The sequence below is a fragment of the Microbacterium phosphatis genome, assembly GCF_049177115.1.
Taxonomy (GTDB): Bacteria; Actinomycetota; Actinomycetes; order Actinomycetales; family Microbacteriaceae; genus Microbacterium; species Microbacterium phosphatis.
Genome location: NZ_CP185370.1, coordinates 1,462,727 through 1,483,364 on the forward strand (window position 1 = coordinate 1,462,727; position 20,638 = coordinate 1,483,364).

Consider the following 20,638-nt stretch of genomic DNA (forward strand, 5'->3'; position numbering starts at 1 on the left):
TGGCCGCCGTACGATCGGAACCATGCGTCAGAACCCGTCGTTCGCCTTCACGGACGTCGCCGAGCTGCGGCGGCTGATCGAGCAGAACCCCTGGGTGACGCTCGTCAGCCCGACCGACTCCGGCCTCGTCGCCTCGCACTACGCCGTGCTGCTCGAGGAGGGGCGCGACGACCTCACGATCGTCGGGCACGTCGGCCGCCCGGACGACGTGATCCTCGGGCTCGGCGAGCGCGAGCTGCTGGTCATCGTGCAGGGGCCCCACGGCTACATCTCGCCGGGCTGGTACGGCGACGGGCCGGCGGTGCCCACGTGGAACTTCGTCTCGGCGCACCTGACAGGCGTGCCCGAGATCCTGACCCCGGAGGAGAACCTCGAGGTGCTCGATCGCCTCGTCGCGCGGTTCGAGTCGCCGCTGCCGGATCCCCGGATGATGTGGGAGCGCCCGAACGACCCGGACTTCGTCCACAAGCTGGAGAAGGGCACGGTCGGGTTCCGCCTGACCCCCGCTCGCGTGGCGGCCAAGCGCAAGCTCAGCCAGAACCGGCCCGACGAGGTGGTCGAGACGATCATCGCCGAGCTGGGCGGAGACGGCCCCCACCGCAACCCGCGCCTGGCCGCCGAGATGCGTCGCTCCCAGGACGCCCGCGCCGCGGCGAAGGCGGCGCTGTCATGAGCCTCGAGCGGGGCGCGCGCGTCGATGTCATCGCGGACGTCCGCATCGCCGGTGAGGGGCGGGAGCTCATGCCCTACGCGACGGTCGACCCCGCGGCGCTGTACGACGTGCATCTCGCCGACGGCGTCATCGCCGACATCGCGCCGGCCGGCGCACTGGCGCGGCGCGGCGCCGTGCTCGACGCGGGCGGCGCGTGGCTCGCCGCCGGGCTCTGGGATCACCATGTGCACGCGCTGCCGTGGGCGCTCCGCGCCGAGCGGACCTCGGTGCGCGAGGCGACGTCGGCGGCCGAGGCGGCCGCATCCGCGGCCCGGGCGCCGGTGCGGGCGGACGGCCGCCGGATCGCGGTCGGGATGCGAGACGCTCTGTGGACCGAACCCGCGTCGGTCGCCGCGCTGGACGCCGTCACCGGCGACGTGCCGACCTACGTGCTGAACCTCGACCTCCACTCCGCATGGCTGAACACGGCCGCGCTGCGTCGGGAGGGGATCGCCGCCGACGCGAGCGGGCTGGTGCGCGAGGACCCGGCGTTCGCGCTCGCGCGGATCCTCAATGACGTCCCCGTGGCCGACGGCGACGCGGCGCTGCGGCGCGCCGCCGATGCGGCGGCCGCGCGCGGAGTCGTCGGCATCGTCGACCTCGACATGGTGTGGAACGAGGAGCACTGGCAGCGGCGCCTCGACGCCGGCTTCGACACCCTGCGGGTCGACTTCGGGATCTACCCGGCGCACCTCGAGCGGGCGATCTCGCGGGGATGGCAGTCGGGCGACACCCTGCCCGGATCCGACCTCGTTCGCGTCGGGCCCCTGAAGGTCGTCACGGACGGCTCGCTCGGCACCCGCACCGCCGCCTGCGCTCACGGGTACGCGGGCGACCCGCACAATCACGGCGTGCTCACCGTCGGCCGCGACGAGCTCGTCGACCTGATGACGCGGGCCACCGCCGCGGGCATCGGCTGCGCCATCCACGCAATCGGCGACGTCGCCAACACCCAGGCCCTCGACGCCTTCACCACCACCGGCGCGGTCGGACGGATCGAGCACGCTCAGCTGGTGCGGCACGCCGACCTCGCGCGTTTCGCCCGGCTCGACGTCGGCGCGAGCGTTCAGCCCGCCCACGCCCTCGACGACCGCGCCCTCGCCGACGACCTGTGGGCGGGGCAAACCGCCCTGCCGTTCCCGCTGCGGTCGTTGCACGACGCCGGCGCGAACCTGCTGCTGGGCTCGGACGCGCCCGTGTCGCCGCTGGACCCGTGGGTGACGATGGCGGCCGCCGTCTTCCGCGCCCGCGGCGACGAGGCCCCCTGGCGCCCCGAGGAGCGCATCGACGCCGCGACGGCGCTGGCGGCATCGACCTCGGGCGGCTCGCTGGAGGGTGCGCGGATCGAGCCCGGGGCGGCGGCCGATCTGATCCTCGTCGCCCACGACCCGCTGGCGGCCGGCGAGGCGCAGCTGCGCACCATGCCGGTGCACGCCACGGTTCTCGGCGGGCGACTCACCCACCTCGGCTGAGCGCACCAATCCCCGGAACGACGAAGGCCCCGGATCGCGCAGAGCGCGACCGGGGCCTTCGTCAGTGATCGAGTCGGATCACTCGGCGATGTGCGCCACGAGGAACCAGCGGTCCTTCTCGAGGCTCGCCTTGATGCCGATGACGATGTCCTGGCTGGTGAGGTCGATCTCGTCGAGACCCTCGATCGCGGCGTCGAGGTCGGCGATGATCTTGTCGATGTCGGCGACGACCGCGCGGATCGTGTCGGTCGACTGCGAGAAGCCGGCCGAGACCGTGGTGCCCGCGGCCTTCTGCGCGACGGTCTCGACGCGCGCGTCGATCGGCAGGCCCAGGGCGACGATGCGCTCGGCGGCCTCGTCGGCACCGGCGCCCGCGTGGGCGACGAGGGTGTCGAGGAACTCGTGCACGCCGATGAAGTTCGCGCCGCGCACGTGCCAGTGCGCCTGCTTGCCGTTGATGGTCAGAGCCTGAAGGCCCAGGACGACGGGAGCGAGGAACTGCGAGACTCCCGCGGCGATGGTCGGGTCGGCGGCGGTGGTGGCGATGGTGTTGTTGCTCATGTCTATCCCTCCGAAGAAGTGTCGGCGAGGCGCCGTCTCTGACATCAACGCTACTCGCGCTCACGCATTCCGCAAGCAAGCGAAGGCTCGGCTAATTCGCCGCTCACCTGGGGAAACATAGGACAGCCTCACCTTCCAGACCGCCGAGGGGTTGACACGGCTTAGAGTCGGCGTCATGCCGATCTCGTCGCACGCCTCGATCCTGCCGCTGGGGGAGGACATCCCCGCCGTCCATCCCGACGCCTTCGTGGCCGACGGTGCGCGCCTGGTCGGGTCGGTGACCCTCGGTGAGCGCGCGAGCGTCTGGTACAACGCCGTCCTGCGCGCCGACATGGAGTCGATCTCGATCGGCGCCTTCAGCAACATCCAGGACAGCGTGTCGGTGCATGTGGACGCGGCGCACCCGGCCGAGATCGGCGAGCACGTGTCGGTCGGGCACAATGCGGTCGTCCACGGCTGCACCGTGGGCGACGGCGCGCTGATCGGGATGGGCGCCGTCGTCCTGTCCGGAGCGGTGATCGGGGCAGGATCCCTCGTCGCGGCGGGAGCCGTGGTCCTCGAGGGGACGATCGTCCCGCCGCGCTCGCTGGTCGCCGGCGTGCCGGCGAAGGTGCGACGGGAGCTCACCGACGACGAGGTCGCGGCTCTTCGCGACAACGCCGTGCGCTACCTCGCGAACGCCGAGCGTCACACCGCGGGGCTCGCCGGCGGCTGAGCCCCGTGGCCGTCAGCGCGCGATGAGATCGCGGGCGAGGTGCGCCGCCTCCGCGCGGTTCGCGGCCCCGAGCTTGCGCAGGATCGCGGATACGTGCACGCTCGCGGTCTTGCCGCTGATGAACAGGCGCTCACCGATCTGGCGGTTGCTCAGCCCGGCCGACACCAGCTCGAGCACCTGGCGTTCGCGATCGGTGAGGTCCTCCGGCGAGACGCGGTGCGGGGCCTCGCGCAGCAGACCGGACGAGCGGCCGAACGCCTCCGCCTGCTGCTGGACGCCGCGCACGCCGCGGTCGCCGGCCAGACGGATCGCCTCCTCGAGCCGCTCGCGTGCCGCGATCCGGTCGCCGGTCTCGAGCAGGAACTCGGCGGACGCCAGCGCCACCGCGGGCAGAAGGTGCACCGGCGCCCGCTCGCTCGCGGCCGCTTCCAGGGCGGCCGTCCAGGCCGCCGGCGACGGATCGAGCTGCGCCTCCACCACGGGGCTCCACACCGCGTGGGTCGGCCACCACGCGAACCGATCGAGGACGTCGCGCAGCCTGGCCGTCGCGGCGGGGAGATCGATCCCCGGCAGCGGCTCGCGGTGCCGCAGGCGCGTGATCAGGCGGCCCGCCGACCAGGCGAACGGCGGGACCTGCCCCGGATGGAGGCGTTCCGGATCGGCCGCGAGCAGCGCCTGTGCCGCGCTCCACGCCCCGGGGAGATCGTCCAGGGCGAGCGCGACCTCGGTGGCGGCGTGGCCCACGCCCAGGCGCGACTGCACCTCGAACTGCGCCGTCGAGGCGAACTGCGCACGCGACTCGGCGAGCGCGTCGCGGGCGGCGGCCGGTTCGCCGCGCCACACGAGCATCCAGGCCCGCGCGCGGATGACGTACGAGCGGAATGCTCCCGGCGGTGAGAACGTCAGCGCTCGCTCGATCAGCTCGGTCGCCTCGTCCCAGCGCCCCAGCGCCGTGAGCGGGTCTACCGCGTTCGAGGTGAGGATCACCCCGGAGGTGCGATCGGCGCCGTAGCGGCGTGCGGCCTCCATGCCCTCGCGCGCGATGCGCAGGCCCCGCTCGTACTCGCCCGTGTGGTGGGCGAGGTCGGAGGCATTCACCCAGTACCGCAGAAGGGCGGGGCCGTCGTCGCCGGCGATCCCTCGCGCACGCTCGAGCTCCGAGATCGCCAGGTCGGCGCGGCCCATATGACCGTGGCAGAGGGCGGCCACGTTCACCCCCACCGATTCGAGGCGCGAGGCGTTTTGCGCGTGCGCGAGGCCGGCGCCCTCGGTGGAGAGGGCGAGCGCCTCCTCGTCCTCGCCGGCCAGCATCAGGCGGCCGGCGAGCGAGATCATCACGTCCGCGCGCATCAGCTCGCGCGACGGGGACTGCTCCAGCGCATCGAGGGTGGCCAGCGCCTCGCGGTACGACTCGACCGCGCCGGGGCGGGCGAGCATCGCGAGCCCACGGCCCTGGTTGTTGAGCAGGAGGGCGTACTCGCGGGTTCCTCGGGGGCAGTCGGCCAGGGCCTCCTTCAGCACCGCGAGGCTGCGGTCGACGTCGCCCGCGTTGCGCAGGTACGTCGCCGCGCGGCCCATCAGCTCGCGGCGCGTCATCCCCGCCACACGCTCGGGTTCGTCGACCACGTCCCACAGCGACAGCGCGCGCTGGGCGTGCTGGGCGGCGGAGGCGTAGCCGAGAGCGGCCCGCGCCTCGCGCATCGCCCGCAGCCAGGCGGGGAAGGCGCGCGCGGCGTCCTTCGCTCCGGCCCAGTGCCGGGCGATGGCGGCCGCATCGGCGCCGCTGTCGCCGGCGCGACGCTCGAGCTCGGTGGCGAAGCGCTCGTGGAGCCGCTCGCGCACGCCGGGCAGGACGTCGTCGTGGATCGCCTCGCGCATCAGCGCGTGGCGGAAGCAGTAGCCGGTGGCCGTGGTGACCAGCACGCCCGCGCCGATGGCCTCCCACACCGGGGCCTCGATGTCGGACGGATCGGATCCGAGCACCGCGGCCAAGAGGTCGTGATCCGACTCGAGGCCGCCGATCGCCATGTGCCGGACGACGTGCTGCGCCCGGTCGGAGAGACGTTCGTAGCGGACGAGCAGCAGATCGCGCAGGCCGTCGGGCAGCGACGGGGGTGCGTCGTCGCACACCTCGAGGTCGACCAGCTCCTCGATGTAGAACGGCACGCCGTCGCTGCGCTCGAGCAGGGCGTCGACCGCAGCGTCGCTCGGGGCGCCGCCCTGCAGCACGTGCATGAACCGCCGGGTGCTCTCGCGGTCCAGGCGCGGCAGGTCGATCCGGAGCGCGCGGCGGTCGCGGCTCAGCTCGGCCAGGAACGGCCGGGCGGGATGCCCGCGCCCGATGTCCTCTGATCGATAGGTGATCGCCAGCATCACCGGGGCGTCCACCAGCGCACGGCTGAGGAATCGCAGCACGGCGAGGCTGGCGGGGTCGACCCAGTGCAGGTCCTCGATGACGAGGAGGAGCGGACGTTCGGCTGCCGCCGCCTCGAGCAGCAGCGCGATCGACTCGTGCAGACCGCCGGCGGTGGCCGCGCCGCCCCGGTCGTCGCGCAGCTGCGGGAACAGCGCTGCCAGCGCGCGCTGGCCGGTGATGCGCTCGATCTCGTCGGCGCCGAGCTCGGTGATGAGGGGGCGCAGCGCGGCGGTGAGCGAGGTGTACGCGTCGCCGGACCCGCCGAGATCAACGCATCGGCCGACGAGCACGCGTGCCCCCGAGGCGCGACCCTCGATGAACTCGGTCAGCAGGCGCGTTTTGCCGATGCCCGCCTCGCCGCCGATCGCGACGATCCGCGGGCGGCCGGTGGAGACGTCCTCCAGCACGCCGGACAGCGCCGCCAGCTCTGCCTCGCGCCCGATCAGTTCGCCCGTCTGGATCGCCACCCGCCCATCGTCCCACCGGCCGCCGACATCGGCACGACGGGGCGTCACGGGTGGTGGGGGAGCAGCGCGCGCAGGCCGCGAGCGCGCCCTGCCCGGCGCGCGTGCCGCGCCTCGGCGTGGCCGTCACGCGCCCGCTCCTCGAGCGCCTGGAGGTGACGGATCCGCTCCTCCGCCCGGCGCACGTCCTCCTCGTACCGGATGATCCCGATCATCGGATCGATGTACATGTCCCGCTCCTGTCGTCTGCATGTCTGCTGATGACTTCACGGTCGTCTCTGAGGTGGGGGCGCGGCATCGGGCGAACGCCCTATCTTCCGCACGCGGGGGCCTCAGACACCTGACGCGACAGGCCCGGGGATCGCCGGTTCGGGAGTGGCATGCGGAGTCGGCTAGACTCGAACGCGTTGCCGGTTCGCCGGTAGCGGGGATGTAGCTCAATGGTAGAGCCTCAGTCTTCCAAACTGATTACGCGGGTTCGATTCCCGTCATCCCCTCCATCTCCTCCCGGCCGCGAGCGCCCGAGCCTCTACGCTCGTCGCATGCCCAGCGCCCCTCCCGGTCTCGATGCCGCCCAGGCCGCGCTGCTCGGCCGCTGGCTGCCCGCGTACGAGGTGGTCGACGACATGTCCTGGGGCGTCCTCGAGACCACGGTGCTCCGGGTCGAGACGCCGGGCGGCCCTCGCGTGGTCAAGGCGGGCGGCCCCGCCGATCATCACCTCGCCCGCGAGATCCGCGCTCACCGCGAATGGACGGGACCGTGGGTGGCGGGCGGACGCGCGGCTCGCCTGATCGAGGCGGACGCCGAGGCCAAGCTGCTGCTCACCGAGTATCTGCCGGGGTGGCTGGTCCAGGACGACCCTGCCGCCGCCGATCCGGCGACGTACGAGCAGGCCGGGGCGCTGCTCGCCGCCTTCCACGCACAGACCTCGGTCGTGGACGACACGTTCGAACGACGCGCGAACGCGAAGTCGCTGTCGTGGCTCGAGGGACCCCACCGCATCGTGCCCGACGACGTCGCACGGCTGCGGGCGCTGATCGCCGGCTGGCCCGAGCCGCCCGCCGTGTGTGTGCCCACGCATGGCGACTGGCAGCCGCGCAACTGGCTGATCGACGACGGGACGCTGAGGGTGATCGACTTCGGGCGCGCCGACCTGCGTCCGCCGCTCGAGGACTTCGAGCGCCTCGACTCCGGCGAGTTCATCGGCCGTCCCGACCTCGCGGCGGCGTTCACCTCGGGCTACGGGTCGGACCCGCGCCGATCGCCGGCGTGGCAGCGTCAGCGCACCCGGGCGGGCATCTCGGCGGCGTGCTGGTCGTTCCGTTTCGGCGTGCGCGAACTCGAGCAGCGTGGCCTCCGCATGATCGCCGAGGTGCTCGCGGGGGCGTAGGAGGCCGATTGGACATCGTCGGCTAGACTTCACGGGGCCGTTTCGCGTATCCATGCGCGGAGTTTCCCGGGGCGTAGCTCAGCTTGGTAGAGCGCCCGCTTTGGGAGCGGGAGGCCGCAGGTTCAAATCCTGTCGCCCCGACTGTCGGCCCACACAGACCTGAGTCCCGTCGCGCGTCCTGCGTGCGGGAGGAAGCACAAGGAGAACGAACCCCTATGGTCACCAGCACCGTCGAGAAGCTCAGCGCCACCCGCGTCAAGCTGCACATCACGGTCAGCCCCGAGGAGCTCAAGCCGAGCATCCAGCACGCCTACGAGCACATCGGTCAGGATGTCCAGGTGCCCGGCTTCCGCAAGGGCAAGGTTCCCGCTCCGATCATCGATCAGCGCGTCGGTCGCGGCGCCGTGATCGAGCACGCCGTGAACGAGGGTCTTGACACCTTCTTCCGCGCCGCCGTCGCCGAGCACGACGTCAAGCTGCTCGGCCGCCCGTCGGCCGACATCGTCGAGTGGCCGAACGAGAAGGACTTCTCGGGCGACCTCGTCGTCGACGTCGAGGTCGACGTCCGTCCCGAGTTCGACCTGCCCGACTACGAGAAGCTCACGATCACGGTCGACGCGACCGAGGTCGACGAGGCCGGCCTCGACGCCGAGCTCGACAAGCTGCGCGCCCGTTTCGGCACGCTGGTCCCCGTCGAGCGTCCCGCCGCCACGGGTGACTTCGTCGAGCTCGACCTCGTCGCCACGATCGAGGGCAACGAGATCGACCGCGCCGAGGGCGTGTCGTACGAGGTCGGCTCGGGCGAGCTGCTCCCCGGCATCGACGAGGCCATCGAGTCGCTCACGGCCGGCGAGGACACCACGTTCCGCTCGACGCTGGTCGGCGGCGAGCACGCCGGCGAGGAGGCCGAGGTCGCCGTGACGGTCAAGGCCGTCAAGGAGCGCGAGCTGCCCGAGGCCGACGACGACTTCGCCCAGATGGCGTCGGAGTTCGACACCATCGCCGAGCTGCGCGACAGCCTCAAGGAGCAGGTCGAGTCGCGCGGTGCCTTCACGCAGGGCTCCGCCGCGCGCGACAAGCTCATCGAGGCGCTGCTCGAGGCCGCCGACATCGAGGTGCCCGCTCAGATCATCGAGGACGAGGTGCACAACCACCTCGAGGGCGAGAACCGCCTCGAGGACGACACGCACCGCGCCGAGGTCGCCGAGGCCAGCGAGAAGCAGTTCCGCACGCAGATGCTGCTGGACGCCCTCGCTGAGAAGCTCGAGGTCCAGGTCTCGCAGGAGGAGTTCACGCAGTACCTGATCCAGATGTCCGGTCAGTACGGCATGGCTCCCCAGCAGTTCATCGAGGCGCTGCAGCAGGGCAACCAGCTGCAGGCCGTGATCGGCGACGTCGCCCGCAACAAGGCGCTCGCGATCATCCTCGGCAAGGTCGAGGTCGTCGACACCAACGGCAAGAAGGTCGACCTGTCGGGCTTCGCCGCCGTCGAGGAGGACGAGGACGACGCCGCCGAGGACGCCCCCGCCGAGGAGGCGCCCGCCGAGGAGGCCCCGGTCGAGGAGAAGCCGAAGCGCAAGGCTCCCGCCAAGAAGAAGGCCGCCCCCGCGGCCGAGGAGGCCCCCGCCGAGGAGGCCCCGGTCGAGGAGAAGCCGAAGCGCAAGGCTCCCGCCAAGAAGAAGGCCGCCGAGCCCGCCGCGGAGTAATCCGCTCACGAGAAAGGGCCGGACACCACCTGGTGTCCGGCCCTTTCCGCGTATCAGGGGCGGATGATCGCCCCGGACCGCGGCGGGAGCATCCCCTCGGCCGGGGGCTGGGTCGCGAACAGGATCTCGCGCGGCTCCCCGATGGGCATCGCGGCGTCGGCGAGGTTCACGGCGATCTCCAGCGAGCCCCGTCGGATCCGGATCCACCGGGGATCCTCCGAGAAGGTGGCCGACAGCTGCGAGAAGCGCGGGTCCGTGAGCTCGGGCTCACGGCGCCGCAGGGCGATCAGCTCCTTGTGCATCGCCAGCAGCCGCGCGTGCCGCGGCGCGCTCGTCTCCGCCCAGTCGAGCTTCGATCGCCGGAACGTCTCCGGATCCTGCGGGTCCGGCACCACGGCCGGATCCCAGCCCATGCGCTCGAACTCGGCGATCCGCCCCCTCGCCGTCGCCTCGCCGAGCTCGGGCTCGGGATGCGCGGTGAAGAACTGCCAGGGCGTGGACGCGCCCCATTCCTCGCCCATGAACAGCATCGGCGTGAACGGGCTCGCCAGGGCCAGGAGGGCGGCGACGCCCAGCAGGTCCTCGTCGAGGGTCTCCGAGAGACGATCGCCGGTGGCGCGATTGCCGATCTGATCGTGATCCTGCGCATACGCGACGAGCCGCCACGTCGGCGTCTCGACGGGCACCGGGGCCCCGTGCGGGCGATCCCGGAACGATGACCACGTGCCGTCGTGGAAGAACCCGCGGGTCGCGGTCTTCGCCAGCGCCTCGAGAGGCGCGAAGTCGGCGTAGTAGCCCGTGGTCTCGCCCGTGAGGGCGACATGGACCGCGTGGTGATAGTCGTCGCTCCACTGGGCGTGCAGGCCGTATCCGCCGGCCTCGCGCGGCGTGATGAGCTTCGGATCGTTCAGATCCGACTCGGCGATGAGCGTCAGCGGGCGCCGCAGGTGTGCGCTCAGGGCATCGACTCGCTCGGCCATCTCCTGCAGGAGGTGCGTCGGCGAGTCGTCGACCAGCGCATGGACCGCGTCGAGCCGCAGCCCGTCGACGTGGAAGTCCCGCAGCCACATCAGCGCGTTCTCGATGATGTACTCGCGCACATCGCGGCGCGACAGGTCCAGCGACGATCCCCAGGTGTTGGCGCTGGCGTCGTGGAGGTACGGCGCGAAGAGGGGGAGGTAGTTGCCGCTCGGGCCGAGATGGTTGTACACGACGTCCTGGATCACGCCCAGCCCGGCGGCATGGCACGCGTCGACGAAGCGCTGGTAGGCCTCCGACCCGCCGTACGTCTCGTCCACCGCGTACCAGAGCACCCCGTCATAGCCCCAGTTCCAGGCGCCGTTGAAGGAGTTCACCGGCAGCACCTCGACGAGGTCGATACCGAGATCGACGAGGTGCGGCAGGCGGGCGATCGCCGCGTCGAGAGTGCCCTCGGGCGTGAACGTGCCCACGTGCATCTCGTAGATCACCGATCCGGCGAGCTGGCGTCCGGTCCAGTCGGCGTCCGTCCACGCGAACGCGAGGTCGTGCACCTGGCTGAGCTCGTGCACCCCGTCGGGCTGTCGCAGCGAGCGCGGGTCCGGAAGCGGATCGGCGCGGTCGTCCAGCAGATATCCGTATCGCTGGCCGACTGCCGGCTCGACATCGGCGCGCCACCATTCGCCGTCGCGCGACATGTCGTGCGTCTGTCCGTCGACCACCAGTCGCACCGACGACGGACGCGGCGCCCAAACGTCGAAGCCCATCAGTCCTCCTCCCTCAGCAGCAGCGCGACGGGGTAGCGGGCGAGGATCCGCTCGACCTCCACCGCACCGCCGTCGAACGCCGCTCCCGTGAGGGCGTCCACGTAGGCGCCGTGCGGCACCATCACCAGCGTGTCGCGCCACCCTCCGGCGCGCTCCAGCCCGATCGGCAGGCGCGTGGCGAGGGTGATCGCGCCGCCCCTGTCGCTCGCGATGGCATGCTCGGCCGCCGGGCCCACGACCTCCAGGCCCGCGTAGCGCGTGAACAGCTCGGGCCGATCGCGCCGCGCGCGCAGGGCGCGGGTGGTCACGAGCAGCTTGGCCGCCGCCGTCTCGTCGAGCTCCGGCAGCTCGCCGTCGTCGACACGGGCGAGCACCGCGCGGCGCTCGGCGAAGTCGACGGGGAGGCGGTTGTCGGGGTCGACGAGCGAACGGTTCCACAGCTCCGAGCCCTGGTAGACATCGGGAACCCCCGGCGCGGTGAGCTGCAGCAGCTTGGCCGAGACCGAGTTCGACCACCCCGCCGCGGCGACGTAGCCGACGCAGTCCTCGATGGCCCTGCGGACGTCGTCGTCGTCGAACGCGGCGTCGACGGCGGCGTGCAGGCGCGCCTCCCATTCGGCGTCGGGCGCCGTCCAGGTGGTGCGCGTGCCGGCCTCGCGCGACGCCTTCTCGGCGTAGCCGTGGGCGCGCTCGCGCGTCAGCGGCCAGGCGCCGATCAGCGAGGCCCACAGCAGGGCCTCGAACGGTCCGTCCTCGAGAGGGGCCTTCGAGCGCAGCGTGCGCAGCGTGCTGCGCCAGAACGACGGCACCTCGGCGAGAGCGTCGATCCGGGCGCGGGTGTCCTCGCCGCGCTTCGTGTCGTGCGTCGAGAGGGTCGTCATCGACAGCGGCCAGGAGGCCTGCCGCAGCTGCTGCCGCTGGTGGAACTCGGCCACGTCGATGGCGAACTCCGACGGGTCGCCGCCGACCTCGTTCAGCGACGCGAGACGGCCGTAGCGGTAGAACGCGGTGTCCTCCACCCCCTTCGCCATGATCGCGCCCGAGGTCTGCTGGAAGCGGATCGCCAGCTCCTCATCCGGGTCCGAGAGCAGGGGGAGCAGGGCGTCGACCGTCGCCGCCAGCTCGCGGCGTCGCTCCTTGGCGAGGGCTGCGGCCTCGTGCAGGTGCCCGATCGCCGCGGGAAGATACGAGCGGTAGACGGGGAAGCACGCGAGCAGCTCGGCGAGCGCGTCGTCGGCGCCCTCGATGTCCGGCACAAGACGCGCGAGGCGCAGCACCTCGGCGCGCAGGATCCCGTCCGCCACGGCGCGCTTGCGGTCGTGGACCGTGCGGTCCCAGTCGACGCGGCCCGACTGCGGCGAGTCGGCGCGCACCTCGGCCTCGAGCTCGTCCAGGGGAGTCTGCCCGGCGGCGTCGATCAGCACGCGATCGATGTCCCCGAGTGCGTCGTAGCCCGTGGTGCCCGCCGCCGCCCAGTCGGCCGGGAGGGGCTCCCCGGGCTCGAGGATCTTCTCCACGAGCACGTACGCCCCCTCCGTCGCCTCGGCGAGCCGCGACAGGTACCCCGCAGGATCCGTCAGCCCGTCGGGGTGGTCGATGCGGAGGCCGTCCACCAGGCCCTCCCGCAGCCACCGCAGGATCTCGACGTGCGTGGCGTCGAAGATCTCCGGATCCTCGACGCGCACCGCCGCGAGGCTGGAGACGGCGAAGAACCGGCGGTAGTTCAGGTCGGTGTCGCCGCGCTTCCAGTGCACGAGCTCGTAATGCTGCCGGTCGTGGACGATCCCGGGGGTGGCCCCGTCGTCGGCCGTGCCCGGCGCGAGCGGGAAGGCGTGCTCGTAGTACCGCAGCTCGCCGTCCTCGATCGTCAGACCGTGATCCGGCGTCGCGGCGTCCTCGTCGCCCAGGACGGGGAGGCGGATGCGACCGCCGCCCGCGTCCCAGTCGATGTCGAAAGCGGCGGCGTGGGCCGACGCCCTTCCATGCGTGAGCACGTCCCACCACCACGGGTTCAGCCGCGGGGTCGCGATTCCCATGTGGTTGGGCACGATGTCGGCGAGCACACCGAGCCCCGCCGCGCGGGCGGCGGCGGAGAAGCGCGAGAGCCCCTCCCCGCCGCCGCGATCCGGGTCGACCCGCGTGTGGTCGATCACGTCGTATCCGTGGTTCGATCCGGGCTCGCTGGCGAGCATCGGCGAGAGGTAGACCGTGTCGGCGCCCAGGGCGGCGATGTAGTCGACGAGCTCGGCGGCCTGATCGAGCGAGAACTCACGGCGCAGCTGCACTCGGTACGTGCTGCGAGGGATCCTGCCCGTCACGCCTCGTCCTTCCCCAGCGCGGCGGCCACGGACGCGGCGGGGGAGTAGTCCGGCGTCGCCGGGGCCTCCTGCCACTCGCGCAGCACCACGACCGAACGCGACTCGACCGACAGCGTCGAGCCGGGCTCGTGCGGCGACGGATCCGGTCCGTCCGCCGTGTCGAGGACGATCTCCCACGCCGCGCAGTACTCGTCGGATGGCAACGTGAACTCGACCGGCTCGACGTGGGCGTTGAAGAACAGCAGGAAGTGCCGGTCGACGATCTTCTCGCCGCGGGGTCCCCGCTCGCGGATGCCCTGGCCGTTGAGGAAGACCGCGAGCGAACGCGCGTACGCCGTCTGCCAGTCGTCCTCGTCCATGGGCGAGCCGTCGGGCGTGAACCAGACGATGTCGGGCAGCGGATCGCCCTCGGCGCGCTTGACCGGACGTCCATCGAAGAACCCCCACCGCCGGAAGGCGGGGTGGTCGTGGCGCAGGCGCGCGACCAGCGCCGTGAACTCGATGAGCGGCTCGTCGGCCTCGTCCCAGTGGATCCAGGTCAGCTCCGAGTCCTGCGCATAGCCATTGTTGTTTCCCTGCTGCGTGCGGCCCAGCTCGTCGCCGTGCAGCAGCATCGGGACGCCCTGCGACAGCAGCAGCGTGGCCAGCAGGTTGCGCTGCTGGCGGGCGCGCAGCTCGAGGATGGCCGGGTCGTCGGTCGGTCCCTCGACACCGAGGTTGTACGAGCGGTTGTGCGACTCGCCGTCGCGCCCGTCCTCGCCGTTGGCGTCGTTGTGCTTCTCGTTGTACGAGACCAGGTCGCGCATCGTGAAGCCGTCGTGCGCCGTGACGAAGTTGATCGACGCGATCGGACGACGCGCCGAGTTCTCGTAGAGATCCGCCGAGCCGGTGAAGCGCGACGCGAACTCGCCGAGCGTGGCCGGCTCACCCCGCCAGAAGTCGCGGGTCGTGTCGCGGAACTTGCCGTTCCACTCCGTCCACTGCGGCGGGAAGTTGCCGACCTGGTAGCCGCCGGGGCCGACGTCCCACGGCTCGGCGATCAGCTTCACCTGCGACACCACCGGATCCTGCTGCACGAGGTCGAAGAAGCTCGACAGGCGGTCCACCTCATAGAACTCGCGGGCGAGCGTCGCCGCCAGATCGAAGCGGAACCCGTCCACGCGCATCTCGGTCACCCAGTAGCGCAGCGAGTCGAGGATCAGCTGCAGCGAGTGCGGGTTGCGCACGTTGAGCGTGTTCCCCGTGCCCGTGTAGTCCGTGTAGTACTGCGGGTCGTCCTCGACGAGACGGTAGTACGCCTCGTTGTCGATGCCCTTGAACGACAGGGTCGGGCCGAGGTGGTTCCCCTCCGCCGTGTGGTTGTAGACCACGTCGAGGATGACCTCGATGCCCGCCGCGTGAAGGGCGCGCACCATGGCCTTGAACTCCTGGACCTGCTCGCCGCGGTCGCCGCTGGACGAGTACTCGCTGTGCGGGGCGAAGAAGCCGATGGTGTTGTAGCCCCAGTAGTTGCGGAGCCCCTTCTCGAGCAGCGTCGAGTCGTGGACGAACTGGTGCACGGGCATCAGCTCGATGGCGGTCACGCCGAGCCGCTGCAGGTGGGCGACCACCGAGGGGTGCGCCACGCCCGCGTAGGTTCCGCGCTGCTCCTCCGGCACGTCGGGGTGGAGTTCGGTGAGCCCCTTCACGTGCGCCTCATAGAGGAGTGTGCCGCTGTACGACGTCCGGGGGCGGCGGTCGCCGCGCCAGTCGAAGTAGGGGTTGATGACGACTCCGCGCAGGGTGTGCGCCGCCGAGTCCTCCTCGTTGCGCACCGACGGGTCGTCGAACTGGTGGTCGAACAGGGACGGATCCCAGTCGATCGCGCCCGACAGGGCCTTCGCGTACGGGTCCACTAGCAGCTTGCTCGGGTCGCAGCGCTGCCCGGACGCGGGGTCGAAGGGCCCGTGCACCCGGTAGCCGTACTGCTGGCCCGGGCCGACGCCGGGAAGGTACGCGTGCCACACATTCGCGTCCACCTCGATGACCGGCACGCGGGTCTCGGTGCCGTCCTCATCGAACAGACACAGCTCGACCCCGGTGGCGACCTCGCTGAACAGCGCGAAGTTCGTGCCGTCGCCGTCATATGTCGCCCCGAGGGGATAGGGCCGTCCTGGCCAAGTATTCATACGATCCTGCCGTTCTCTCTCGGTGGGGCGGGGACAGCTCTCCTCAGCGACGCTAATCGGCCGGGACCAATGCGGGAAACCCCTTGACGGCGCGACGTATGCCCAGGGCGAACACGCGCCGGAGGCCTGCGAAGCCGCGGGTAGGGTCATATCCGACGCACCACTGAATGGAGTGAGAATGCCTGAACCGCTGATGGCACAGAGTGCTTTCGACCGGCTGCTGAAGGACCGCATCATCTGGCTTGGCTCGGAGGTGCGCGACGAGAACGCCAATGAGATCTGCGCCAAGATCCTCCTTCTCGCCGCCGAGGATTCCGAGAAGGACATCTACCTCTACATCAACTCGCCCGGCGGCTCGATCACGGCCGGCATGGCGATCTACGACACCATGCAGTTCGTGCCCAACGACATCGTCACGGTCGGCATCGGCATGGCGGCCTCCATGGGCCAGCTGCTGCTCACCAGCGGCACCAAGGGCAAGCGCTACATCACGCCTAACGCGCGTGTGCTGCTGCACCAGCCCCACGGCGGCTTCGGCGGCACGGCCAGCGACATCCAGACGCAGGCGCAGCTCATCCTCGACATGAAGCGCCGCCTCGCCGAGATCACGGCGGGCCAGACGGGCAAGAGCGTCGAGCAGATCAACGAGGACGGCGACCGCGACCGCTGGTTCTCCGCCGAGGAGGCCCTCGCGTACGGCTTCGTCGACCACATCCGCGAGCACGCGGCCGACGTCGCCGGCGGCGGCGGCACCGACCGCTCCGCGAACTGAGCCAAGAAGGACGTGAGTCACATGCACACCCCCTACACGCAGACGCCGCAGGGCTTCCAGGTCCCGTCGAGCCGCTACATCCTGCCGCAGTTCGAGGAGCGCACGGCCTACGGCTACAAGCGCCAGGACCCGTACAACAAGCTGTTCGAGGACCGCGTCATCTTCCTGGGCGTCCAGGTCGACGACGCCTCGGCGGACGACGTGATGGCGCAGCTCCTGGTGCTCGAGAGCCAGGACCCGGATCGCGACATCATCATGTACATCAACTCGCCCGGTGGCTCGTTCACGGCCATGACGGCGATCTACGACACCATGCAGTACATCTCGCCCCAGATCCAGACGGTCGTTCTCGGCCAGGCGGCATCCGCGGCGGCCGTGCTGCTCGCGGCGGGTGCGCCGGGCAAGCGCCTCGCGCTGCCGAACGCGCGCGTCCTCATCCACCAGCCCGCGGTCGGCGAGTCCGGCCACGGACAGGCGTCGGACATCGAGATCCAGGCCGCCGAGATCCTGCGCATGCGCGTCTGGCTCGAGGAGACGCTGTCGAAGCACTCGAACCGGACGGTCGCCGAGGTCCACAAGGACATCGACCGCGACAAGATCCTGAGCGGTGTCGAGGCCGTCGAGTACGGCCTGGTCGACCAGGTCCTCACGACGCGAAAGCGCCAGCCCGCCATCAAGGCGTGATCTGACGATCGGATGCCCCGGGGTTCGCCCCGGGGCATCCGCCGTATGGTCTCAGGGATGAAACCGGAGCGCGCCGCGCCGCTGGTGTCGGTGGCAGAGGTTAGGCTCGGGGAGACTCGAACGGAAAGGTCCGAGGAGGACTCGCATGGCACGCATCGGTGAGAGCGCCGACCTGTTCAAGTGCTCGTTCTGCGGCAAGAGCCAGAAGCAGGTGCAGCAGTTGATCGCCGGTCCCGGCGTGTACATCTGCGACGAGTGCGTCGAGCTCTGCAACGAGATCATCGAAGAGCGCATGGCCGAATCGGCCGGCTCCGGCGAGGTCGCCGAGTTCGACCTCCCCAAGCCCCGCGAGATCTTCGCATTCCTCGAGGAGTACGTCATCGGCCAGGACCCGGCCAAGCGCTCGCTCGCCGTCGCGGTCTACAACCACTACAAGCGCGTCCGGGCGCGCGGTGAGCTGAAGTCGGCCGATCAGAAGGCCGAGGACGTCGAGGTCGCCAAGAGCAACATCCTTATGCTCGGCCCGACCGGCTGCGGCAAGACCTATCTCGCCCAGACGCTGGCCAAGCGCCTCAACGTGCCGTTCGCCGTCGCCGACGCCACCGCCCTCACCGAGGCGGGCTACGTGGGCGAGGACGTCGAGAACATCCTCCTCAAGCTCCTCCAGGCCGCCGACTTCGACGTCAAGCGCGCCGAGACCGGGATCATCTACATCGACGAGATCGACAAGATCGCCCGCAAGGCCGAGAACCCGTCGATCACCCGCGACGTCTCCGGCGAGGGTGTGCAGCAGGCGCTGCTGAAGATCCTCGAGGGCACCGTCGCCTCGGTGCCGCCGCAGGGCGGCCGCAAGCATCCGCACCAGGAGTTCATCCAGATCGACACGACGAACGTCCTGTTCATCGTGGCCGGTGCCTTCGCGGGCCTCGACGACATCATCTCGGCCCGCGTCGGCAAGCACGGTGTGGGCTTCGGCGCCCCGCTGCACGACAAGAACGACGACGCGTCGCTGTTCGGCGAGGTCCTGCCGGAAGACCTCCACAAGTTCGGGCTGATCCCCGAGTTCATCGGCCGCCTTCCCGTCGTCGCCTCGGTGCAGCCGCTCGACCAGCACGCCTTGATGGAGATCCTGACGGTGCCGCGCAATGCGCTGGTCAAGCAGTATCAGCGCATGTTCGAGCTCGACGGCGTCAGCCTCGAGTTCGAGGAGGACGCGCTGCGCGCCATCGCCGACCTGGCCGTGCTGCGCAAGACGGGTGCCCGCGGCCTGCGCGCGATCCTCGAGGACGTGCTCGGCCCGATCATGTTCGACATCCCCTCGAACGACGACGTGGCGAAGGTGATCGTCACGCGCGCCGCCGTGGAGGAGGGCGCCGACGCGACCCTCGTCCTGGCGCAGCCGAAGAAGAAGTCCGCCTGACCCGACGGGTGAGCTCCGCGCCAGGCGGACGTCGGGGCATGGCCGGCGGCGTATAGCGCGGGAGCGCTCGGCATGGTGAGACGCACGCGCGGCTGCGGACACCTCAAGGTATGACGGTGGTCGCTGCGGCACAGATCGGCACTCTTCTCCTCGCGGCCTTCTGGCGGGGGTTCTCACGGGATGCACGGTGCAGGCCACCGACGCGCCCGCCGCGTCCGCCCGGCCCGCGCGCACCGACCCGGCGCTGAAGCCGGTGATGGCCGAGACGAGTGCGCGGCCCGCCGCATCGCCCTCGTACCTTTGCGGAGAGCAGCACGTCGATCCACACGTCTACGCGCGGGGAGGCGGCCTCGACGACCTGACGGCCGAGCGGCGCCGGGCCGTGGAGACGGCGATCACCGCGGACGGCACGGGCGCTTCGCCCAATGCCGACGCGGCGTGGATCGTCGTCGAGCAGTCCGACAGCGTCGTCGCGCTTCTCCGCCCGCTCGGCGGGCTGATCCACGACGGCGGCGGCCTCCTCGACCACGAGCTCTCCGTTGCGCGGCGCGTGCCCGCGGACGGACTCTGGGTGGCGGAACGCTCCACGTGCGGGCTGAGGCGGGACGCCGACCCCCTGGCCCATGCCGACGTGCGGGTCTCGCCGGACGCGCTCACCCCCGCGGCCCGGGCAGCGAGCGAGCTCGAGCTGCTGGTCACGGAGCGGTCGTGCAACAGCGGAGAGGACGCCGAGGGCAGGGTCGAGGTCGTGACCCTGGAGGAGCGCGCGGACGAGATCGTGGTGTGGATCGCGGTCCGCCCCCGCGACGGGGTGCTCCTGTGCCCAGGGAACCCGCTGACGCGGTTCGTCGTCGCGCTCGACGCGCCGGTCGGCGATCGCGACATCGTCGACGGCTCGATGGTCCTCCGGCACGAGGTCGCCGCGTATGCGGAGTGATGAGCCGACGCGGGATGTCCGAGGCGCGGCGTAGCGTCCGTCGCATGGCAGACATCCGGCCCTTCCGGCTTCGCGTCCCTCAGCACGAGCTCGACGACCTGCGCGAGCGGCTGTCTCGCGCGCGTCTGCTGCCCGACTCGCCGCGCCGGATGCGGTCCGGGATGACGGCGGCGTGGCTGCGCACGCTGGTGGACGCCTGGATCGACTGGGATTGGCGCGAACGCGAGGAGTGGCTCGCGTCGTTCCCGCAGTTCCTCGCCGACGTCGAGGGCACCCCGGTGCACTTCGCGCACCTCCGCTGCGAGCGGGCGAACGCGCCCGCTCTGCTGATCATGCACGGCTGGCCACACACCTTCGCGCTGCAGCTGGAGGTCGCGTCTCTCCTCACCGACTTCCATGTGGTGGTCGCCAGCCTTCCGGGATTCGCGTTCTCGGCGCCGTACGCCGACGGCCCCGCGTCCGAGGACCGATTCGCCGCCACCATGCACGCGCTCATGACCGACACGCTGGGCTACGAGTCGTACATCACGTACGGCGAGGACGTGTCGGCGAACGTCAGCGACCTGATCGCCGCGACGCACCCCGACCGGGTCGCGGGGATCGTCGTCACGCACGCGCATTTCGGCACACCGGCGGAGCGCGAGGCATCGGAGGATGCCGAGGTGCGCGCGTTCTTCGCCCGTCTGGCAGCCGACCACGGGCCGAACGGATCCTACGGTCACGTGCAGTGGGCGCGACCCGACACCTTGGCCGCGGCGCTCAACGACTCACCGGCCGGGCTGCTGGCATGGATCGCCGAGAAGCTCGCCGAGTGGGCCGACATCCCCTCGGGCGATCCGGCCGCGCTCGAGACCGTCATCTCGCGCGACCGGATCCTGACGGAGGCGATGATCTACTGGGTGACGCAGAGCATCGCGACGTCGTTCCGCCCGTATCACGAGGGTGCAGACACCCCCGGGCCCATCCCACCGGTCGGCGTTCCCGCGGCCGTCTACGTGCAGCGCCACGAGCACGACTACCCGGAGGGTCTGGCGCGCCGGTTCTACACCGACCTCCGGGTGTTCGAGCGCCTCGAGCACGGTGGTCACTTCACCGTGGCGGAGGAGCCGGCGGCGATGGCCGAGCGCTTCCGCGCGTTCGCGGCCTCGCTCGGGTGA

The 20,638-nt window shown here is 71.2% G+C and carries 16 protein-coding genes and 2 tRNA genes; 12 read left to right on the forward strand and 6 right to left on the reverse strand.

Annotated elements, in window-relative coordinates:
* Positions 1-22: 22 nt before the first annotated feature.
* Positions 23-673 carry an FMN-binding negative transcriptional regulator gene (locus tag ACOKGD_RS06940; RefSeq protein ID WP_342334886.1) on the forward strand — a complete coding sequence of 217 codons (651 nt, stop codon included), beginning with the start codon at positions 23-25 and terminating at the stop codon, positions 671-673.
* Positions 670-2,184: an amidohydrolase gene (locus ACOKGD_RS06945; protein WP_342334885.1), complete on the forward strand. Its 1,515-nt coding sequence runs from the start codon at positions 670-672 to the stop codon at positions 2,182-2,184. Before ACOKGD_RS06940 ends, ACOKGD_RS06945 begins: the two co-directional genes overlap by 4 nt.
* A 78-nt stretch (positions 2,185-2,262) precedes the next feature.
* Here ACOKGD_RS06945 and ACOKGD_RS06950 read toward each other — a convergent pair whose 3' ends face one another.
* Positions 2,263-2,745 carry a Dps family protein gene (locus tag ACOKGD_RS06950; protein WP_342334884.1) on the reverse strand — a complete coding sequence of 161 codons (483 nt, stop codon included), beginning with the start codon at positions 2,743-2,745 and terminating at the stop codon, positions 2,263-2,265.
* Between the two features lie 175 nt (positions 2,746-2,920).
* Here ACOKGD_RS06950 and ACOKGD_RS06955 point away from each other — a divergent pair, with 175 nt between their 5' ends.
* Complete coding sequence (locus tag ACOKGD_RS06955; RefSeq protein ID WP_342334883.1) at positions 2,921-3,460, forward strand: gamma carbonic anhydrase family protein; 540 nt, start codon at positions 2,921-2,923, stop codon at positions 3,458-3,460.
* Positions 3,461-3,472: 12 nt separating this feature from the next.
* Here ACOKGD_RS06955 and ACOKGD_RS06960 read toward each other — a convergent pair whose 3' ends face one another.
* Positions 3,473-6,343 carry a helix-turn-helix transcriptional regulator gene (locus tag ACOKGD_RS06960; protein WP_342334882.1) on the reverse strand — a complete coding sequence of 957 codons (2,871 nt, stop codon included), beginning with the start codon at positions 6,341-6,343 and terminating at the stop codon, positions 3,473-3,475.
* A 44-nt stretch (positions 6,344-6,387) separates the two neighbouring features.
* A complete protein-coding gene (locus ACOKGD_RS06965; protein ID WP_342334881.1) occupies positions 6,388-6,570 on the reverse strand; it encodes a hypothetical protein in 183 nt (60 codons plus the stop codon).
* 196 nt (positions 6,571-6,766) lie between these two features.
* On the opposite strand from ACOKGD_RS06965, the gene ACOKGD_RS06970 reads away from it, so the two are divergent.
* The 4 genes from ACOKGD_RS06970 to tig all read left to right on the forward strand — a co-directional run bounded on the left by ACOKGD_RS06970 (position 6,767) and on the right by tig (position 9,437).
* Positions 6,767-6,840: transfer RNA gene (locus ACOKGD_RS06970), tRNA-Gly, on the forward strand.
* Positions 6,841-6,882: 42 nt separating this feature from the next.
* The gene (locus ACOKGD_RS06975) at positions 6,883-7,731 is read left to right on the forward strand and encodes an aminoglycoside phosphotransferase family protein (protein ID WP_342334880.1); all 849 of its coding nucleotides are present in this window, start codon (positions 6,883-6,885) and stop codon (positions 7,729-7,731) included.
* 67 nt (positions 7,732-7,798) lie between these two features.
* A tRNA-Pro gene (locus ACOKGD_RS06980) sits at positions 7,799-7,872 on the forward strand.
* Between the two features lie 74 nt (positions 7,873-7,946).
* On the forward strand, positions 7,947-9,437 hold the full coding sequence (tig, locus tag ACOKGD_RS06985) for a trigger factor (RefSeq protein ID WP_342334879.1): 1,491 nt from the start codon (positions 7,947-7,949) through the stop codon (positions 9,435-9,437).
* Between the two features lie 53 nt (positions 9,438-9,490).
* Here the strand turns inward: tig and treZ are convergent, their stop codons facing one another.
* The 3 genes from treZ to glgX are packed head-to-tail and all read right to left on the reverse strand — an operon-like array spanning position 9,491 to position 15,668.
* Entirely contained in the window at positions 9,491-11,182 is a 1,692-nt protein-coding gene (gene treZ / locus ACOKGD_RS06990; RefSeq protein WP_342334878.1) for a malto-oligosyltrehalose trehalohydrolase, read from the reverse strand.
* On the reverse strand, positions 11,182-13,500 hold the full coding sequence (gene treY, locus ACOKGD_RS06995; protein WP_342334877.1) for a malto-oligosyltrehalose synthase: 2,319 nt from the start codon (positions 13,498-13,500) through the stop codon (positions 11,182-11,184). Before treY ends, treZ begins: the two co-directional genes overlap by 1 nt.
* Positions 13,497-15,668: a glycogen debranching protein GlgX gene (gene glgX, locus ACOKGD_RS07000; RefSeq protein WP_342334876.1), complete on the reverse strand. Its 2,172-nt coding sequence runs from the start codon at positions 15,666-15,668 to the stop codon at positions 13,497-13,499. Before glgX ends, treY begins: the two co-directional genes overlap by 4 nt.
* A gap of 178 nt (positions 15,669-15,846) precedes the next feature.
* On the opposite strand from glgX, the gene ACOKGD_RS07005 reads away from it, so the two are divergent.
* The 5 genes from ACOKGD_RS07005 to ACOKGD_RS07025 all read left to right on the forward strand — a co-directional run bounded on the left by ACOKGD_RS07005 (position 15,847) and on the right by ACOKGD_RS07025 (position 20,638).
* Positions 15,847-16,440, forward strand: coding sequence for an ATP-dependent Clp protease proteolytic subunit (locus tag ACOKGD_RS07005; RefSeq protein ID WP_342334875.1), 594 nt, complete (start codon positions 15,847-15,849; stop codon positions 16,438-16,440).
* A gap of 21 nt (positions 16,441-16,461) precedes the next feature.
* Positions 16,462-17,124: an ATP-dependent Clp protease proteolytic subunit gene (locus ACOKGD_RS07010; RefSeq protein ID WP_342334874.1), complete on the forward strand. Its 663-nt coding sequence runs from the start codon at positions 16,462-16,464 to the stop codon at positions 17,122-17,124.
* A gap of 145 nt (positions 17,125-17,269) precedes the next feature.
* Entirely contained in the window at positions 17,270-18,544 is a 1,275-nt protein-coding gene (gene clpX, locus ACOKGD_RS07015; RefSeq protein WP_342334873.1) for an ATP-dependent Clp protease ATP-binding subunit ClpX, read from the forward strand.
* A gap of 187 nt (positions 18,545-18,731) precedes the next feature.
* Positions 18,732-19,481 (forward strand): hypothetical protein, encoded by a 750-nt coding sequence (locus ACOKGD_RS07020; RefSeq protein WP_342334872.1) that lies wholly within the window; start codon positions 18,732-18,734, stop codon positions 19,479-19,481.
* Between the two features lie 44 nt (positions 19,482-19,525).
* On the forward strand, positions 19,526-20,638 hold the full coding sequence (locus ACOKGD_RS07025) for an epoxide hydrolase family protein (protein ID WP_342334871.1): 1,113 nt from the start codon (positions 19,526-19,528) through the stop codon (positions 20,636-20,638).

Excerpts from the sequence above, each read along its gene's own strand:
- glgX (WP_342334876.1), bottom strand. The coding sequence starts at position 15,668 with ATGAATACTTGGCCAGGACGGCCCTATCCCCTCGGGGCGACATATGAC.
- ACOKGD_RS07010 (WP_342334874.1), top strand. The coding sequence starts at position 16,462 with ATGCACACCCCCTACACGCAGACGCCGCAGGGCTTCCAGGTCCCGTCG.
- ACOKGD_RS06940 (WP_342334886.1), top strand. The coding sequence starts at position 23 with ATGCGTCAGAACCCGTCGTTCGCCTTCACGGACGTCGCCGAGCTGCGG.
- clpX (WP_342334873.1), top strand. The coding sequence starts at position 17,270 with ATGGCACGCATCGGTGAGAGCGCCGACCTGTTCAAGTGCTCGTTCTGC.
- ACOKGD_RS06965 (WP_342334881.1), bottom strand. The coding sequence starts at position 6,570 with ATGTACATCGATCCGATGATCGGGATCATCCGGTACGAGGAGGACGTG.
- ACOKGD_RS07005 (WP_342334875.1), top strand. The coding sequence starts at position 15,847 with ATGCCTGAACCGCTGATGGCACAGAGTGCTTTCGACCGGCTGCTGAAG.
- ACOKGD_RS06975 (WP_342334880.1), top strand. The coding sequence starts at position 6,883 with ATGCCCAGCGCCCCTCCCGGTCTCGATGCCGCCCAGGCCGCGCTGCTC.
- ACOKGD_RS06955 (WP_342334883.1), top strand. The coding sequence starts at position 2,921 with ATGCCGATCTCGTCGCACGCCTCGATCCTGCCGCTGGGGGAGGACATC.
- ACOKGD_RS06950 (WP_342334884.1), bottom strand. The coding sequence starts at position 2,745 with ATGAGCAACAACACCATCGCCACCACCGCCGCCGACCCGACCATCGCC.
- tig (WP_342334879.1), top strand. The coding sequence starts at position 7,947 with ATGGTCACCAGCACCGTCGAGAAGCTCAGCGCCACCCGCGTCAAGCTG.
- treZ (WP_342334878.1), bottom strand. The coding sequence starts at position 11,182 with ATGGGCTTCGACGTTTGGGCGCCGCGTCCGTCGTCGGTGCGACTGGTG.
- ACOKGD_RS06945 (WP_342334885.1), top strand. The coding sequence starts at position 670 with ATGAGCCTCGAGCGGGGCGCGCGCGTCGATGTCATCGCGGACGTCCGC.
- ACOKGD_RS07025 (WP_342334871.1), top strand. The coding sequence starts at position 19,526 with ATGGCAGACATCCGGCCCTTCCGGCTTCGCGTCCCTCAGCACGAGCTC.